This is a genomic window from Pseudomonas sp. NPDC090201 (assembly GCF_044746825.1).
Taxonomy (GTDB): Bacteria; Pseudomonadota; Gammaproteobacteria; order Pseudomonadales; family Pseudomonadaceae; genus Aquipseudomonas; species Aquipseudomonas putida_AD.
The window spans coordinates 560,173-576,329 of the sequence record NZ_JBIVCX010000001.1 but is presented as its reverse complement, the minus strand read 5'-3'; the positions used below and the strand labels follow the sequence as shown (position 1 = coordinate 576,329).

17 protein-coding genes are annotated in these 16,157 nt (G+C 61.0%); 9 read left to right on the top strand and 8 right to left on the bottom strand.

Going from position 1 to position 16,157, the window contains the following annotated elements; genetic code table 11:
- Nucleotides 1–74: 74 nt before the first annotated feature.
- Both ACIPOO_RS02615 and ACIPOO_RS02610 read right to left on the bottom strand, forming a co-directional pair.
- Nucleotides 75–566: a hypothetical protein gene (locus ACIPOO_RS02615; protein WP_400604196.1), complete on the bottom strand. Its 492-nt coding sequence runs from the start codon at nucleotides 564–566 to the stop codon at nucleotides 75–77.
- A 279-nt stretch (nucleotides 567–845) separates the two neighbouring features.
- Nucleotides 846–1,070: a hypothetical protein gene (locus tag ACIPOO_RS02610; protein ID WP_274135385.1), complete on the bottom strand. Its 225-nt coding sequence runs from the start codon at nucleotides 1,068–1,070 to the stop codon at nucleotides 846–848.
- A gap of 1,102 nt (nucleotides 1,071–2,172) precedes the next feature.
- Here ACIPOO_RS02610 and rmuC point away from each other — a divergent pair.
- From rmuC to ACIPOO_RS02595, 3 genes are all read left to right on the top strand, one after another.
- A complete protein-coding gene (rmuC, locus tag ACIPOO_RS02605) occupies nucleotides 2,173–3,534 on the top strand; it encodes a DNA recombination protein RmuC (protein ID WP_400605169.1) in 1,362 nt (453 codons plus the stop codon).
- 359 nt (nucleotides 3,535–3,893) lie between these two features.
- Nucleotides 3,894–5,345, top strand: coding sequence for an NCS1 family nucleobase:cation symporter-1 (locus tag ACIPOO_RS02600; RefSeq protein ID WP_400604194.1), 1,452 nt, complete (start codon nucleotides 3,894–3,896; stop codon nucleotides 5,343–5,345).
- Between the two features lie 194 nt (nucleotides 5,346–5,539).
- Complete coding sequence (locus ACIPOO_RS02595) at nucleotides 5,540–5,665, top strand: PA1414 family protein (RefSeq protein WP_256601618.1); 126 nt, start codon at nucleotides 5,540–5,542, stop codon at nucleotides 5,663–5,665.
- A gap of 159 nt (nucleotides 5,666–5,824) precedes the next feature.
- Here the strand turns inward: ACIPOO_RS02595 and ACIPOO_RS02590 are convergent, their stop codons facing one another.
- From ACIPOO_RS02590 to speB, 3 genes are all read right to left on the bottom strand, one after another.
- Entirely contained in the window at nucleotides 5,825–6,109 is a 285-nt protein-coding gene (locus ACIPOO_RS02590) for a hypothetical protein (RefSeq protein WP_400604192.1), read from the bottom strand.
- Nucleotides 6,110–6,364: 255 nt separating this feature from the next.
- Entirely contained in the window at nucleotides 6,365–7,744 is a 1,380-nt protein-coding gene (locus ACIPOO_RS02585) for a sodium:solute symporter (protein WP_400604190.1), read from the bottom strand.
- Nucleotides 7,745–7,994: 250 nt separating this feature from the next.
- Nucleotides 7,995–8,945 carry an agmatinase gene (gene speB / locus ACIPOO_RS02580; RefSeq protein WP_274135393.1) on the bottom strand — a complete coding sequence of 317 codons (951 nt, stop codon included), beginning with the start codon at nucleotides 8,943–8,945 and terminating at the stop codon, nucleotides 7,995–7,997.
- Nucleotides 8,946–9,109: 164 nt separating this feature from the next.
- Between speB and ACIPOO_RS02575 the strand changes: the two genes are divergently transcribed.
- Both ACIPOO_RS02575 and ACIPOO_RS02570 read left to right on the top strand, forming a co-directional pair.
- Entirely contained in the window at nucleotides 9,110–10,003 is an 894-nt protein-coding gene (locus tag ACIPOO_RS02575; protein ID WP_274135395.1) for a LysR family transcriptional regulator, read from the top strand.
- Between the two features lie 13 nt (nucleotides 10,004–10,016).
- A complete protein-coding gene (locus tag ACIPOO_RS02570) occupies nucleotides 10,017–10,607 on the top strand; it encodes a tRNA-uridine aminocarboxypropyltransferase (RefSeq protein WP_274135397.1) in 591 nt (196 codons plus the stop codon).
- A gap of 3 nt (nucleotides 10,608–10,610) precedes the next feature.
- Here ACIPOO_RS02570 and ACIPOO_RS02565 read toward each other — a convergent pair whose 3' ends face one another.
- The 3 genes from ACIPOO_RS02565 to ACIPOO_RS02555 all read right to left on the bottom strand — a co-directional run bounded on the left by ACIPOO_RS02565 (nucleotide 10,611) and on the right by ACIPOO_RS02555 (nucleotide 13,122).
- The gene (locus ACIPOO_RS02565; protein ID WP_274135398.1) at nucleotides 10,611–10,829 is read right to left on the bottom strand and encodes a DUF6316 family protein; all 219 of its coding nucleotides are present in this window, start codon (nucleotides 10,827–10,829) and stop codon (nucleotides 10,611–10,613) included.
- Between the two features lie 291 nt (nucleotides 10,830–11,120).
- A complete protein-coding gene (locus ACIPOO_RS02560; protein ID WP_274135400.1) occupies nucleotides 11,121–11,735 on the bottom strand; it encodes an NAD(P)H-dependent oxidoreductase in 615 nt (204 codons plus the stop codon).
- Nucleotides 11,728–13,122 carry a class II fumarate hydratase gene (locus tag ACIPOO_RS02555; RefSeq protein ID WP_400604186.1) on the bottom strand — a complete coding sequence of 465 codons (1,395 nt, stop codon included), beginning with the start codon at nucleotides 13,120–13,122 and terminating at the stop codon, nucleotides 11,728–11,730. The genes ACIPOO_RS02560 and ACIPOO_RS02555 overlap by 8 nt, the downstream gene beginning before the upstream one ends.
- Nucleotides 13,123–13,383: 261 nt before the next feature.
- Here ACIPOO_RS02555 and ACIPOO_RS02550 point away from each other — a divergent pair, with 261 nt between their 5' ends.
- The 4 genes from ACIPOO_RS02550 to ACIPOO_RS02535 all read left to right on the top strand — a co-directional run bounded on the left by ACIPOO_RS02550 (nucleotide 13,384) and on the right by ACIPOO_RS02535 (nucleotide 16,155).
- Nucleotides 13,384–13,917 (top strand): DUF2059 domain-containing protein, encoded by a 534-nt coding sequence (locus ACIPOO_RS02550; RefSeq protein WP_274135404.1) that lies wholly within the window; start codon nucleotides 13,384–13,386, stop codon nucleotides 13,915–13,917.
- Nucleotides 13,918–13,929: 12 nt separating this feature from the next.
- On the top strand, nucleotides 13,930–14,226 hold the full coding sequence (locus tag ACIPOO_RS02545) for a BolA family transcriptional regulator (RefSeq protein WP_274135406.1): 297 nt from the start codon (nucleotides 13,930–13,932) through the stop codon (nucleotides 14,224–14,226).
- A gap of 303 nt (nucleotides 14,227–14,529) precedes the next feature.
- Nucleotides 14,530–15,516: a rhodanese-related sulfurtransferase gene (locus ACIPOO_RS02540; RefSeq protein ID WP_400604184.1), complete on the top strand. Its 987-nt coding sequence runs from the start codon at nucleotides 14,530–14,532 to the stop codon at nucleotides 15,514–15,516.
- 36 nt (nucleotides 15,517–15,552) lie between these two features.
- Nucleotides 15,553–16,155 (top strand): DsbA family protein, encoded by a 603-nt coding sequence (locus ACIPOO_RS02535; protein ID WP_400605167.1) that lies wholly within the window; start codon nucleotides 15,553–15,555, stop codon nucleotides 16,153–16,155.
- Nucleotides 16,156–16,157: the final 2 nt, after the last annotated feature.

Genomic DNA, 16,157 nt, shown 5'->3' with positions numbered 1-16,157 from the left:
GGATCACCCGAGATAGAGCAGTTTTTGTAGGACAATCCGGGAAAAGTGTCGCGATCTCCAGCGAAACCGCCGGGTCACAAAATGGCTGGTTCGGCCTGATACAAAGGGCGAACCGAGGTTTGCCAGGCGGTGGTGAATTGCTGCAGGTTGCCACCGGGTTGAAATATCCTGCGCCAAATGCGGGCCATGCCCAGCAGGTCGTCTTCAGCCGGCAGGGTGAGGTGGCTGGCTTCGACCATCAGCCAGGCGATTGCAGTGGAGTAACGCAGGTTCACGGTCAGTTCCAGATCAGGCCCGCTGAGGAACGCATGCTGGCTGGCGAGCCCGCGGACCATGCTGGCCAGGTCGGGGTCTCGCGCCAGGTAGCTGTCCCAGAGTTTGTAATGGAGCGTGTCGGAGATGCTGTAGAGGCCGTGGCCGCGCTGGCTGTCGAGTTCGGCGCCCAGGGCAGACTGGCTGGCGGCCACGGCGAGCAGGAAGAACTCCGCGCCTGGCGTATGGCGGCCGAGATAGACCAGCGTGGGGCGGATCACATATCGGCACAGTTCACTGGCAGCAATTCCCATGACACCCTCGGGAAGTAAATGAGCCGGCGGACCCTGGTGCTTGGCAGCGGTGATGGAATCGGGCCCACCGGAAGCGGCTCAGACCGCTTGACTTGAAGTGTAGTGTCATATTTGCGGTGTAAAGGGCTGTTTTTACAATATTTCCCGATTTCGACCTGTGCCCATATAGCGGACAGCGATTAGCCGTGACAGATTTTCATAAGGAAAACAGACACAAAAAAGCCCCACCGTTTGAGGGTGAGGCTGGGGGGGCGTCTGGATTTTCGCCGACGAACGGTATCAGGCGGTCAGTGCCTGGCGCGTCCGGTCAATCACGGCCTGCAGCGGTTCTGCGCTGGAGTACTGATCCGGGTACAGGCGTTCGCTGTGCCGGGCGATGCCGTGTTCATTGACGATGGTGAAGCTGAAGCAGCCTTTGCGCGCGGCCATGATCAGGCAGTTCATTGGAGCAAAAGCATTGGTGAGGGTGCGGATGGCATCCTGAGTCTGGATATGAGTAGTCATGTAAGTGTTCCTGAATCGACACGCAATAGAGGCGTGCAAAATGAAAACGTTCCAGTAAACGCGGGCCGATGCTCGAATGCGAGTCAGGGCAGGGCGCAGAACCTGTCTGGAACAAAAACAGCGAGTTAAGGCGCGCTTGTCATATGGCGCCGGGCTAGCTGGTAGGTACTTCGGAGGGCAGGCGACACAACAGGAGCAAAGGTTCGATGCTCGGGGTGAGGATCCTGATCAATTTGCAGGCTGGTTTGAGCAGGCCACGTTGAACTCGACGCCTGCAATCAGAAGGCAGTGCGTGAGTGAGTGTCTGGAAACCATCGAGGTGGTCGATCCCTTTTTTTGACCCGTTGGCTCAACCGGCAAAGCGTGATCGGGGATTTGTTCGACCAGAATTGACTTTCAGCTTGGTACTAACGGGGCGCACTTTATCCACCCGCTGACACAATTGCAAGCTTTAATTGGAACCGTTTGTCAACCCGGGCATGGCAATTGTGTCGTTCAGTTGTGATTCAACGCCCAGGTCGTATCTTCATTTTGAAGCGCCAGCGGCAGGTTGGGATGGCGTTTTGCCGGTTTTTCGCTGCACAAGAGCTGAAACGCACTTTTTTCCACAGGCTTTATAGCGATTGGAAATTGACTTGTGCACATTAACGCGATTAGCTGCCATCTCACTGTCACATTCTGTCCTAACAGCTTGATTTCAAGCGGCGAAATATTAAGTCAATGAAAATCATCGCTTTTTTTTGTTGGTGAAAAAATCGTCAGTTTGAACGCAGGCCCCATTCTGCCTGCGTTTGCGGGGGTTAAAGGGGCGTTGTCCACTGAGTTATCCACAGCTTCTGTGGATTGTCCCAAGCGCTTGCTCTAGTACGCACCTTTGCGCAGTTGTACTAAGCTTTTTTCCTTCCTCCCAAGATCATCAATCAGAATCTGACGCCAACGCAGCTTCTGCGCATAATGCCGCCAGCGTAATCGTGAGTTGGGGAATTTTATGGCTTTGGACCTCACCAGCCTGTTGCTGGGATTGGGGGCAGCGGCGTTGCCGTTGCTGGGGTTGGCGTGGCAACTGCAGCGCAGGGTAGCGCAACGCGAGGCAGAGGCTGCGCTGCTAGACGAGCGCTTGAGCAATGCGCAGATGGCCCAGGATGGGCTCAACGCCCAACTGGACGCCTGCCGCGACGAGATCAGCGACCTGGGCCAGGCCAATGCGGTGAAGCAGGCCGATCTTGCGGCGCTGCGCCGGGAGGCCGAATTGCTGCGTCAGCAGCACGAACACGCGCGCCAGGCCCAGGAAGACTGGGCGCAGGAGCGCAGCCACAAGGAAGCGGAACTGCGGCGGCTGGACGCCCAATGCGCCTCTCTGGGGGCCGAGTTGCGCGAGCAGCAGGAAAGTCACCAACAGCGCCTCAATGACCTGCAGGGCTCTCGCGACGAGTTGCGTGCCCAGTTCGCGGAGCTTGCGGGGAAAATCTTTGACGAGCGCGAGCAGCGCTTCGCCGAAACCAGCCAGCAGCAATTGGGTCAGTTGCTCAATCCATTGAAAGAACGCATCCAGTCTTTCGAAAAGCGCGTCGAGGAAAGCTATCAGCAGGAAGCCCGTGAACGCTTCTCGCTGGGCAAGGAGCTTGAGCGTCTGCAACAGCTCAACCAGCGCTTGAGCGATGAGGCGACCAACCTCACTCGCGCGCTGAAAGGCCAGAAGACACAAGGCAACTGGGGCGAGCTGATCCTGGAGCGTGTGCTCGAGCATGCAGGGCTGGAAAAAGGCCGCGAGTATCAAACTCAGGTCAGCCTCAAGGGCCCCGATGGCGAGCGTTTCCAGCCCGATGTGCTGATCATGCTGCCCGGCGACAAACAGGTGGTGGTGGACGCCAAGGTCAGCCTGACTGCCTACCAGCAGTACGTTTCGAGCGATGACACGCTGATCGCCCAGAATGCGCTCAAGCAGCATGTGCAGTCGTTGCGCAGCCATGTCAAAGGCTTGTCCGGGAAGGATTACAAACGCCTGGAAGGGCTGCACAGCCTGGATTTCGTGTTGTTGTTCGTGCCTATCGAGGCGGCGTTTTCGGCGGCGTTGCAGGCTGAGCCGACGCTGTTTCAGGAGGCCTTCGACCGCAACATCGTGATCGTCAGCCCGACTACCCTGCTGGCGACCCTGCGGGTGATCGACAGCCTGTGGAAGCAGGAGCGCCAGAGCCAGAACGCCCGGGAAATTGCCGAGCGGGCAGGGTGGCTGTACGACAAGTTCGTGCTGTTCATCCAGGACCTTGACGAGGTGGGCAACCGTTTGCAGCAACTGGACAAGGCCTATGGCGCGGCGCGCAACAAGCTGGTCGAAGGGCGTGGCAATCTGGTGAGCCGCAGCGAACAACTCAAGTTGCTGGGTGCGCGAGCGAGCAAGAACCTGCCTGCGGATCTGCTGGAACGGGCGCTGACGGATGAGGAAGGGGCTGGTTCAGTTGCCTGAGTGAACCCCCACCCCTGTAGCAGCACGGCTTGCCGGCGGGAGCGGTATATCAGTCACTGATGAGGTGCCTGACACGACGCTCCCGCCGGCAAGCCGTGCTGCTACGGTTCACGGGTTTGTATACATTTCTGTAATGCACCTTGATCAGGCATTCGTGCACTGTCAGTGAGCATTTGCCCTGTTATTCGCCGTGTTCTGATCCTCTTAAGTCCTTATCCGAGGCCGGTTTGCGGCTGATGAAATAACGATGGCACGCATTCTGCCTATTGGTTCGTATACAACCCATACCTGCTCCCGTACGCAGTGTGGTCAGCCAGTACGCTTCGGGAGCCGGTTTCGTCCGATCAGGGAGAAATGCGATGACCGAGCCATTGCCCAAGGGATACAGCCCGCGCCTCTATAACCGGGATCTGGGGCCGCTGCCGCAGAAGTGGAGCTGGTACAACATCTTTGCCTTCTGGATGAGCGACGTGCACAGCGTCGGCGGCTATGTGTTCGCCGCCAGCCTGTTCGCCCTGGGACTGGCGAGCTGGCAGGTGTTGATCGCCTTGCTGGTGGGCATCTGCATCATCCAGGTGATCGCCAACCTGCTGGCAAAACCGAGTCAGCAGGCCGCCGTTCCGTATCCGGTGATCTGCCGCCTGGCGTTTGGGGTGTTCGGGGCAAACATTCCTGCGGTGATCCGCGGGCTGATTGCCGTCGCCTGGTACGGGGTGCAGACCTACCTGGCTTCCAGCGCGCTGATCATCGTGGTGCTGCGATTCTTCCCACAGATGTCGGTGTATGCCGAGCCGCATTTTGCAGGTTTGTCCTACCTTGGCTGGTTCGGTTTCCTCGCATTGTGGCTGGTGCAGGCGGCGGTGTTCTGGACCGGTATGGACTCGATCCGCCGCTTCATCGATTGGGCAGGGCCGGTTGTGTATGCGGTGATGTTCCTGCTGGCAGGCTGGATTGTCTGGAAAGCCGGTTGGGCCAATATCAGCTTCACCCTGTCGGAAAAGTCGCTGACAGGCTGGGAAGCGGTGTCCCAGGTCATCATGGCAACGGCTCTCGTGGTGTCGTATTTTTCCGGCCCTACGCTCAACTTCGGCGATTTCAGCCGTTACTGCCGCAGCATGTCCGAGGTGCGTCGCGGCAATTTCTGGGGGTTGCCGGTCAACTTTCTGGCTTTCTCCCTGGTGACGGTGGTCATCGTCTCGGGCACCTTGCCGGTGTTCGGCGAGATGCTGCACGACCCGATTGCCACCGTGGCCCGCATCGACAATAACGTCGCGGTGCTGCTGGGGGCATTCGCCTTCGTCACGGCCACCATTGGCATCAACATCGTCGCCAACTTCGTTTCCCCGGCCTTCGACTTCGCCAACGTGGCGCCGAGCAAGATCAGTTGGCGGGTGGGCGGAATGATCGCCGCCGTGGCCTCGATCTTCATCACGCCGTGGAACCTGTTCAACAACCCGGCCGTGATCCATTACACCCTCGATGTGCTGGCGGCTTTCATCGGCCCGCTGTTCGGGATTCTGCTGGTGGATTACTACCTCATCAAAAAGCAGCAGATCGACGTCGATGCGCTGTTCAACGACGGCCCCACCGGGCGCTACTGGTACAGCGGCGGGGTCAATTACACCGCCGTCAAGGCGCTGGTGCTGGCAACTCTGGCCGGAATCGCGATCACCTTCGTTCCGGCGTTGCAGTCCATGGCCAATTTCGCCTGGTTTACCGGGTGTTTCCTGGGTGGTGCGTTGTTCTATCTGTTTGCCCGTCGCAGCCAGGCCCATGAAGGCAGCGTGCTGACGCCTGCGGTTTCGGGATAAACAAAGCGTTACAAATACACCGCCGTTGGTCGGGTAAAACCACGGTTAACGGCGGTTTGAAATGTCTGTTCATAAAGAAGGAAAAATTTTCTGCCGCGACACTCGGTAGCAGGCGTAAAGTGCGACTTAGCACTATGATCTGCCTTAAGCGGACCAGAAGTTGGCTGCCGGCATTTCCCTGAAGGGGGCGTTATATGAACAGCAAACTGCAAGAATGGCTTCACGATGTGGGCGTTGCATTGGGTCTGATCGAGCGGCCGAAGCTGCAACCCATTCCCGTGCGAACCGATGATGACGAGCGTCGTCGCCCTCGCCGCTAACGCTGGACGGCTTTCGCCCTGAGCCGGATGAAAGTCCAGTCGTAAAAATAGCGGTGCTATCGCCCGATAGCCCGCTTTGTCGTTTACCGCCTCGATGCCCGCCCGGCAACGAGACATCCGCGCAACCACGTCCCGGACAGTAATCGAACGCATCTGCGTTCAATGTTGCTTGCGTCCTTTCATCTGCACCAGAATCAGGTCTACCAGGCCTTGCAACGTCAGTTGCTGATAGGGCGATGGGCCCGGCAGGTGGGATATCTGACTTTTGATCTTGCCCGGCACCACGATGCCGAATTCCGATTGCAGGTGGCTGAAGAACTCGCTGAAGTCTTCTTCGTCCAGTTCAAGATCGGTGAGCAGGGCATCGTCCTGGATCGGATCCTTGTCTACCAGAATGATCCCGAGTGTATCGAAAACGTGCTGCTGGATTTCATGACGGTCCATGACAAGCCTCGGCTGTGACGTGTTCGAAAATCACCCCGACGGCATGAAACCAGAGGATTGTCGTAAGACAGCCGGCTGCAACTCACTCCCTGAAATACATCGCCATTGCGGCCTCTTGGCGCGGTGCTGTCCTGATTAAGGCTAGCCCAACTTTGTCCTGGGCGATTGCTTCCCCGCTGGCGATTATTTGTAACCGGACACAAAAAAGAGCGCCCGAAGGCGCCCTTGATCTGTTGCGACAGCGTTACAGCCGGATCAGGCGGCGCTGGTGGCGACCGCGCGCTGTGGCGACACCAGGCTGACCACCACGAAGCTCACCAAGCCAACGGCCAGGCTGTAGTAGATCGGCGTGTTGGCGTCCAGGCCGTCCTTGAACATGAACACCAGGGCAGTGATGAAACCCAGTGCCATGCTGCTGATGGCGCCAGCGGTGGTCGCGCGTTTCCAGTAGATCGCACCGATCAGCGGAATCAGCATGCCGCCGACCAACAGGTTGTACGCCAGGGTCAGGGCGCTGATCACGTCGTTGACCACCAGGGCGATGGCCAGCACCACGATGCCGGTCAGGGCAGTGAACAGGCGGTTGATGCCCAGGCTCGACTGCTTGCCGCCGCGCAGCTTGGGCAGCAGGTCTTCGGTCAGGGTGGTCGAGGCGGCCAGCAGACCGGCGCTGGCGGTGGACATCATGGCGGCCAGGGCGGCGGCGATGACCAGCCCACGAATGCCGTCCGGCAGCGACGCTTTGACGATTGCGGCGAAGGCGGTGTTGGGGTTGGCCAGGTCAGGCAGCAACACGTGAGCGGCCATGCCGATCAGCGCACAGGCCAGGCCATAGATGATGCAGTAGATGCCGGCAACGGAACCTGCCACCTGCGCGACTTTATCGGTGCGGGCGGTGAAGACGCGCTGCCAGATGTCCTGACCGATCAGGATGCCGAAGAAGTAGATCAGGAAGTAGGTGATGATGGTGTCCCAGCCGATGGTGGTCCAGCTGAAGCTCGTCGCTGGCAGCTTGGCGACCAGTTCGTCCCAGCCACCGACGCGGTACAGGCAGATCGGCAACAGGATGAACATCAGGCCGACAGTCTTGATGATGAACTGCACGATGTCGGTCAGGGTCAGCGACCACATGCCGCCGATGGCCGAATACACCACCACGACACCACCGCCCAGCAGCACCGACACCCAGAATGGCAGGTCGAACAGCACTTGCATGACGGTGCCGATGGCCAGGATCGAGGTCACGCCGATCATCAGCGCATAGGCGAGCATGATCACCGCGCTGGCCTGGCGGGCCATCGGGTTGTAGCGGCGTTCGAGGATCTGGGTGACGGTGAAGATGCGCAGCTTGAGCAGCGGTTTGGCGAGGAACAGGTTCAGGGCAATGATGCCCAGGCCCAGCGCGGCGCAGAGCCAGAAGCCCGAGATGCCGTGCACATAGCCCAGGCGCACGGTGCCTACGGTCGAGGCGCCGCCCAGTACGGTGGCAGCCATGGTGCCCATGTACAGGCTCGGGCCCAGGTTGCGGCCGGCGACCAGGTAGTCTTCGTGGGTCTTGGCCTTGCGCATGCCGTACCAGCCCAGCACCAGCATGCCGGCTGCGTAGATCAGCACGACGAAAATATCTAAAGCCATGGAGTGTCTCCAATCATTGTTTTTATAGTGAGTCGCGAATCATCCGGCTGAAATCACGCAGGCGGTCAGCGGTGATGGCTGTTTCTTGTGTTGTGTGCAGATCTGTAGGAGCGCGCTTGCCCGCGACGGCCATCTACCTGTGACATCTCTGGTAGCTGACACATCGCGATCGCGGGCAAGCTTGCTCCTACAGGGTCGGGGGTTGCCAGCGAGCTCCGGTTGATCCCGGAGCGGGCGGCGGGTTTGGTGTCTAGCGGTGGGTAACCCCCGGCAGTACGCAGAGCATCTCGTACAGCAGGTTGGCGCCCAGCAGCGAGGTGTTGCCGGTGGTGTCGTAAGGCGGGGAGACTTCCACCAGGTCGCAGCCGATCAGGTCCAGGCCCTGGCAGCCGCGGATGATTTCGATCGCCTGAATGGTGGTCAGGCCGCCGATTTCCGGGGTGCCGGTGCCAGGTGCCCAGGCCGGGTCAATGCCGTCGATGTCGAAGCTCAGGTACACCGGGCCGCCACCAACTTTCTCGCGCACTTCAGCCATCAGCGGCGCCAGCGACTGGTGCCAGCACTCTTCGGCCTGGACCACACGGAAGCCCTGCTTGCGGCTCCAGTTGAAGTCTTCGGCGGTGTAGCCCTGGGCGCGCAGGCCGATCTGCACCACGCGGTCGCAGTCCAGCAGGCCTTCTTCGACGGCGCGGCGGAAGGTGGTGCCGTGGGCGATTTTCTCGCCGAACATGTGATCGTTGACGTCAGCGTGGGCGTCGATGTGGATCAGCCCGACCTTGCCGTGCTTCTTCTTGATCGCCCGCAGGATCGGCAGGGTGATGGTGTGATCGCCGCCCAGGGTCAGCGGGATGATGCCGTGCTCAAGAAAGCCGTCGTAGGCCTCTTCGATGATGCGCACGGCATCCAGCAGGTTGAAGGTGTTGATGGCGACGTCGCCGATGTCGGCAACCGACAGCGAGTCGAAGGGCGCGGCGCCCGTGGCCATGTTGTAAGGACGGATCATCACCGATTCGGCGCGGATTTCACGTGGGCCGAAACGGGTGCCAGCCCGCAGCGAGGTGCCGATGTCCAGTGGCACGCCAATGAAGGCGGCATCAAGGCCCGCGGCCGATTGCAGGTGTGGCAGACGCATCATGGTTGCGATGCCGGCGAAGCGCGGCATTTCGTTGCCGCCCAGTGGTTGGTGGAAAATCTTGTCCACGGGATTGCCTCATCGGTTGATTATTAATATGAGTAGACCTGTGGCGATTCTGCGAACCGGGCGGCCTGCAAAGAATCGCTGGGGCAAAATACTTAGTTCAGAGATTTCTGAACTATCGTGAAAATCAGGTTAAGCTTTCGCCGATCCCGTTTTCCGGATGCACCATGGCCAACGCACTGCCCGATCTGAAACTGCTGAGAATCTTCGTCTGTGTGGTCCGCCACCAGGGGTTTGCCAGCGCCCAGCAGGAGCTGAACCTCTCGACCTCGGCGATCAGCACCTACATGAGCCAGCTTGAGGCGGCGCTGGGCATCGTGCTGTGCCACCGTGGCCGTGGTGGTTTCAGCCTGACCAGCAAAGGCGAGCTGTTTCATCAGGAAACCCTGCGCCTGCTGGGCGAGCTGGAAGGCTTCGAATTATACGCAGCAGCGCTCAAAGGCGAACTGCGCGGCACCCTGAACCTGGGCGTGCTCGACTCGACGGTCAGCGACCGCGCGCTGCCGTTCGCCGAAGTGATTGGCGCCTACAGCGAAGAGCACCCGGCGGTGCATCTGCATCTGTCGGTCATGAGCCCTTACGAATTGCAGTTGGGCGTGCTGGACAACCGCCTGGACCTGGCCATCGGCTCGTTCTCCACGCGCATGAACGGCCTGCTCTACCAGCCGCTGTACCGCGAACAGCACTGGCTGTATTGCAGCAGCCGGCACCCACTGTTCGCCGAGCGGCGCATTCCGGAACCGGTGATTACCCAGCAGCGCATGGTCGGCCGCGGCTACTGGAGTCAGGCGGAACTGGCGCGCCATGGCTTCAAGCACAGCGCGGCAACGGTGGAAAGTATGGAAGCGCAGCTGATTCTGGTGCTCTCCGGTGCCTATATCGGCTACCTGCCAGAGCACTACGCACAGTCCTGGGTGGACTCCGGGCACCTGCGGGTACTGTTGCCGGCCACCTTCGGCTATCAGGCGCCGTTTTCGATGATCCTGCGCCGGGGTCGCAGTCGCGAGCCGCTGATTCAGACTTTCCGCGACCTGCTCAAAGCCCAGTTGAACCCGCTCTAGGAGGGCGCTCGCCATGTCCCGTGCCCGCTGCGAACGCTGCCATCGCCCGGAAAACCACTGCTTGTGCGGGCTGATTCCGCAACTGGACAGCCGCACCCGCGTGCTGATTCTGCAGCACCCCAGTGAAGTCAATCATGCGCTGAACACTGCTCGCCTTGCCGCGCTGGGGCTGACCAACGCACAGCTGGTAGTGGGCGAGGTGTTCGAGGATCTGGCCGATCTGCTCGATGAGCCGGGCTATCAGCCAAGGCTGTTGTTTCCGGGAGAAGAGGCGCAAGCCCTGGTCAGCCAAAGCGCTGATGATCGTCCGATCCTGCTGGTGGTGCCTGACGGAACGTGGCGCAAGGCGCGCAAGCTGCTGCACCTGAACCCGCTGCTGGCGGCGTTGCCTCGGGTGACGCTGGATAACGCCCCAGGCTCGCGCTATCGGCTGCGCAAGGCGCCGGGGCCGGATGCGTTATCCACCCTTGAGGCCATCGTCCATGCGCTGCACACCCTTGAGCCGCAGCACTCATTCGACGCACTGTTGCGTCCCTTCGATGCCCTGATCGATGGGCAGATCAAGGCCATGGGCGAGGAAACCTTTCGCCGCAATCATTCCTGAGGGTCAGCCGTTGTGGGAGGAGGGGGTGTGTGCGGCGAACTTGCCCGCCTGCATGCGGCGGATGTACGCCTCGGTTTCCCGCTCGGCGTCTTCCTTGGTGAAGAAGGGGCCTTCGAGGGTGTTTTCCCGGGTGCTGAAGAAATACATGCCATTGACGCGTGAGACGCGGTCACTGCGAAAATGCACGGCGGTTTCGGGGTCTTTCTCACGCTTGCTCAACATAGCCTGCTCCGGACGGGGAGTCGGGTGGGACGATTCAGGACGGCTAAACCTGGTTGGGGCCAGCGCGGTCGGCTTTCCACAGCGTGAGACGGAAAGATGGACTGGCTGATTGATACTGTACTCCAAATGAACGCACGAGGCAGGAGGATTTCGCAGCTGCAGGCCGCCACACAATCCTCGTAGCAGCACGGCTTGCCGGCGGGAGCGTCGTGTCAGGCAACGCAAGGTCAACTGATCCACCGCTCCCGCCGGCAAGCCGTGCTGCTACGGGGAAATAGTTGCGTGAGCCTGTCAGCGCTTACCCAGATCCTGCGCCTGGTGAATCCACTGCTGGCGTTGCTCTTCGGTCGAACCACGCACCGGCGAGAACTCCGTCAGGCGGCTCACTTTGATCCCGCAAAACTCCAGGATCGTGTGGGTCATCTGTCGATGCGCCGGTGCCTTGAACACCCAGCGGAAATACCGCGAAGGCGTGTCCATGGTCACCAGAAGCTCGGCGGTGCGGCCCTTGAGCAGTTCGTTGGAGGGATGATGCCGACCGTGGGCCTTGAAGGCGAAACCGGGCATGAACACCCGGTCGAAGAAACCACCGAGCAGGCTCGGCAGCCCGCCCCACCAGACCGGGTACACGAACACCAGATGCTGCGCCCAGTGGATTTCCCGTTGGGCTTGCAACAGGTCGTGTTCCAGCGTCTGGCTTGATTCATAACCGCCGCGCAGCACCGGGTCGAAGTCCAGTTCTTCAAGCTTGAGCACACGCACCACATGGCCCTGGCTGCGCGCGCCCTGGGCGTACGCATCGCCCAGTGCGTGGCAGAAGCTGATGGTCTTGGGCGAGCCGATGACCATCAGGATGCGTTTGCCGTACCCTTCCAGTGGGGTGGCGCCGCTGATCGGCTCAGCCATTGCTGCCGGCCTCGAGCATTTTTTCCGGCCGTACCCAGGCGTCGAACTCGGCATCGGTCAAAAAGCCCAGTTGCAACGCCGCTTCACGCAAGGTCAGGCCTTCGCTGTAGGCCTTCTTGGCGATCTGCGCGGACTTGTCGTAGCCAATATGCGGGTTCAGCGCGGTCACCAGCATCAGGCCGCGTTCCAGATGCTCGGCCATCTTGCCGGCATCCGGTTCCATGCCCGCGATGCAGTGCTCGTTGAAGTTGCGGCAGCCATCGCCCAGCAAGCGGATCGATTGCAACAGGTTATGAATGATCACCGGCTTGAACACGTTCAGTTGCAGATGACCCTGGCTTGCCGCGAAGGAGATGGTGGTGTCGTTGCCCATGACCTGGCACGCCAGCATCGACAAGGCTTCGCACTGGGTCGGGTTGACCTTGCCCGGCATGATCGAACTGCCCGGCTCGTTGGCGGGCAGCTTGACCTCGGCCAGGCCTGCGCGGGGGCCGGAACCCAGCAGGCGCAGGTCGTTGGCGATCTTCATCAGGGTCACGGCCAGCGTCTTCAGCCCGCCAGACAGCGCCGTCAACGGCTCATGCCCGGCCAGTGCGGCAAATTTGTTGTGGGCCGTGACGAAGGGCAGGCCAGACAGCGCGGCCAGTTCCGCAGCCACAGCTTCCGCGAAACCGTGGGGCGAATTGAGGCCGGTGCCGACCGCGGTGCCGCCCTGGGCCAGCTCACACACCGCAGGCAGGGCTGCGCGGATGCTCTTCTCGGCGTAATCGAGCTGGGCGACGTAGGCCGAGAGTTCCTGGCCGAAAGTGATGGGCGTGGCATCCATCATGTGGGTGCGCCCGGTTTTCACCAGCTTCATGTGACGCGAAGATTGCTCGGCGATGCCGGCGGACAGCTCGGCGATGGCCGGCAGCAGGTGTTCCTTGACCGCCTGGGCTGCGGCGATGTGCATCGCCGTGGGGAAGCAGTCGTTGGAACTCTGCGAGCGGTTGACGTGATCGTTGGGGTGCACCGGCGTCTTGCCGCCGCGGCCCTTGCCGGACAGCTCGTTGGCGCGGCCTGCAATCACTTCGTTGACGTTCATGTTGCTCTGGGTGCCGCTGCCGGTCTGCCACACCACCAGCGGGAACTGGTCGTCGAGCTTGCCGCTGAGCACTTCATCGGCGGACTGTTCGATCAGGCGGGCGATTTCGGCTGGCAAATCGCCGTTACGGTCGTTGACCCTGGCTGCGGCCTTCTTGATCAGCGCCAGGGCATGCAGCACCGGTAGCGGCATGTGTTCCTGGCCGATGGCGAAGTTGATGAGCGAACGCTGGGTCTGCGCCCCCCAGTAAGCGTCTTCGGGGACTTCGATCGGACCAATGCTATCGGTTTCGGTACGGCTCACTGGACTCACTCCTTAAACGTCGTTTAGCGCAGTTTAGTACCCAGAGAACCGATCCGGTTCCCGGGAACCGCTGCCAGGGATGAACATGTCCCCACAGTGTGCGACAAAATGTACGAGGCGGTCGTGCGAAACATTCAAGACAGCCCGTCAAACAGCCCCCCGTGCAACCGCTCGTAGGGTCGGGGGTTGAGCGCGAGGTGAAAAGGAGCGCAGAATGTTCGGCCTTGGGGTTCAGCCTCGCTTGCTAGATAAGGAAACTCGATGACCCGTCTTCGCGCCATCTGTGCTGCGGTCGCTCTGGTATGCGCCAGCGGCCAGGCTCTCGCCGCCACCCCCAGCCATGAGGCCAGTGCCGTAGCCTTCCTCAAACTGGCTCACGCCGATCAATTGGGCGCACCGATCTACATGCAGGCGCAGCAGATGTTTGCCCAGCGTTTTGCCGAAACCAAAGCCCCGGATTCCAAGAAAGCCGTTCTGGAAAAGTACCAGGCCCAGGCCAACGCCGCGCTGGACAAGGCCATTGGCTGGGACAAGCTGCAGCCTGACATGGTCAAGCTGTACACCGACAACTTCAGCGAGCAGGAGCTCAAGGACCTGGTCGCGTTCTACCAGTCGCCGCTGGGCAAGAAAGTCCAGTCCAAGATGCCGCAGATCAGCCAGCAATCGTTCCAGATGACTCAGGAAAAACTGCAGCCTGCAGTGCCTGTGGTCACCAAGCTGCTGGCCGACATGACCGACGAGCTGGCCCCGGCCGCCAAGAAAGGCGCGGCGCCTGCCCCGGCCAAGAAGCCATAAGCGAAGCCTGACATGAGCATGCAACAGCGTATCGAATCCGCGTTGGCGGTCTTTCAGCCCGAGTACCTGCAGGTGCTCAATGAAAGCCACATGCACAGTCGCGGCACGGATACTCACTACAAGGCCGTGGTGGTCAGCGAGCAATTCGCCGGCCTTAACGCCGTCAAGCGCCACCAGAAGGTCTATGGCCTGCTCGGTGGCCTGATGGGTGAGTTCCATGCCCTGGCGCTGCACACCTATACCCCGGACGAGTGGGCGAAACTGGGCGCAGCGCCTGCTTCGCCGACCTGCGCCGGGGGGCATGACTGAATTCCCGCCCGGGAATGATGTTGCCCTGATCGCGAGCAAGCTCACTCCTACAGGATCGCGTAACCCCTGTAGGAGCGCGCTTGCCCGCGACGCGATCTGCCTGCGCCATCGTTGTTGACTGACACCCCGCCATCGCGGGCAAGCGCGCTCCTACAGGCCGATGCCGTAGCGAATTCGACACCAGCCCGCCTGCACCCCGCCGATTTTTGCTAGAATCCGCGCCGCGTTGCCTGGTCGGCACGCTTTTATCTGAAATTTTCATCCGGTAGGCCCTTTGCGAGGGTCACCACCTGGAGACGCAACATGACCCAAACCGCACCCATCGTTGTCGCGGCGCTGTACAAATTCGTCACCCTTTCGGACTACGTCGAGCTGCGCGAGCCGCTGCTTCAGGCCATGGTCGAAAACGGCATCAAGGGCACGCTGCTGATCGCCGAAGAGGGCATCAACGGTACCGTTTCCGGCACTCGCGAGGGCATCGACGGCCTGCTGGCGTGGCTGCGCAACGACCCGCGCATGATCGACATCGATCACAAGGAATCGTACTGCGACGAGCAGCCGTTCTACCGCACCAAGGTCAAGCTCAAGAAGGAGATCGTCACCCTGGGCGTGCCGGGCGTGGACCCGAACAAAAAGGTCGGCACCTACGTCGAGCCGCAGGACTGGAACGCCCTGATCACCGACCCCGAAGTGCTGCTGATCGACACCCGCAACGACTACGAAGTGTCCATCGGCACCTTCGAAGGCGCCATCGACCCGAAGACCACGACCTTCCGCGAGTTCCCTGATTACATCAAGGCCAACTTCGACCCGTCGAAACACAAGAAAGTGGCGATGTTCTGCACCGGCGGGATTCGCTGCGAAAAAGCCTCGAGCTACATGCTCGGCGAGGGTTTCGAGGAGGTGTATCACCTCAAGGGCGGCATTCTCAAATACCTCGAAGAAGTCCCCCAGGAAGAAAGCCAGTGGCGTGGCGACTGCTTCGTGTTCGACAATCGCGTGACCGTGCGCCACGACCTCACCGAAGGCGACTACGATCAATGTCATGCATGCCGCACGCCGATCAGCGTTGAAGACCGCGCCAGCGAGCACTACTCGCCGGGTGTCAGCTGCCCGCATTGCTGGGAGACGCTGAGCGAGAAGACCCGCCGCAGCGCCATCGATCGCCAGAAGCAGATCGAACTGGCCAGGGAGCGCAACCAGCCGCATCCGATCGGGCGCAACTACCGTCTGCTCGATGGCCAGAAGAACGAGCAGGCTGACACCGACACGCACACCCACGAGGCCTGAACCATGAACGCCCGCCTGCTTTATGTAATGGACCCGATGTGTTCCTGGTGCTGGGGATTCGCCCCGGTGGCGGATGCACTGGTCGAGCAGGCGAGGGCGGCGGGCGTCGAGCTGCACCTGGTGGTGGGCGGTTTGCGCACCGGCAGTGGCGCGGCGCTCGAGCCTTCCACCAAACGCTACATTCTCGAACACTGGCACGCGGTGCAGGACACCACGGGCCAGGCGTTCAGGTTCGAAGATGCCTTGCCGGACGGTTTCGTCTACGACACCGAGCCTGCCTGCCGCGCCATCGTGGCCGCGCGCAGCCTGGCGCCGGACGTCGCCTGGAAGCTGGTCCGGGAAATCCAGCAGGCGTTCTACCTGCATGGCCGCGACGTGACCCAGGCCCAGGTGCTGGCCGAACTGGCCGAGCGCGCAGGCTTGCCGCGCATCGAGTTCGCCGAGGCGTTCGACAGCCCCGAGCAGCACGCGGCCACTGCTTCGGACTTCTCCTGGGTCCAGGACCTGGGCATCGCCGGCTTTCCGACCTTGCTTGCCGAGCGCAACGGCCAACTGGCCCTGCTGACCAACGGCTATCAGCCTCTGGAAGAACTCGCGCCGTTGCTCAGCCGCTGGCTGGAGCGCGCGGCCTGTGCGTGATT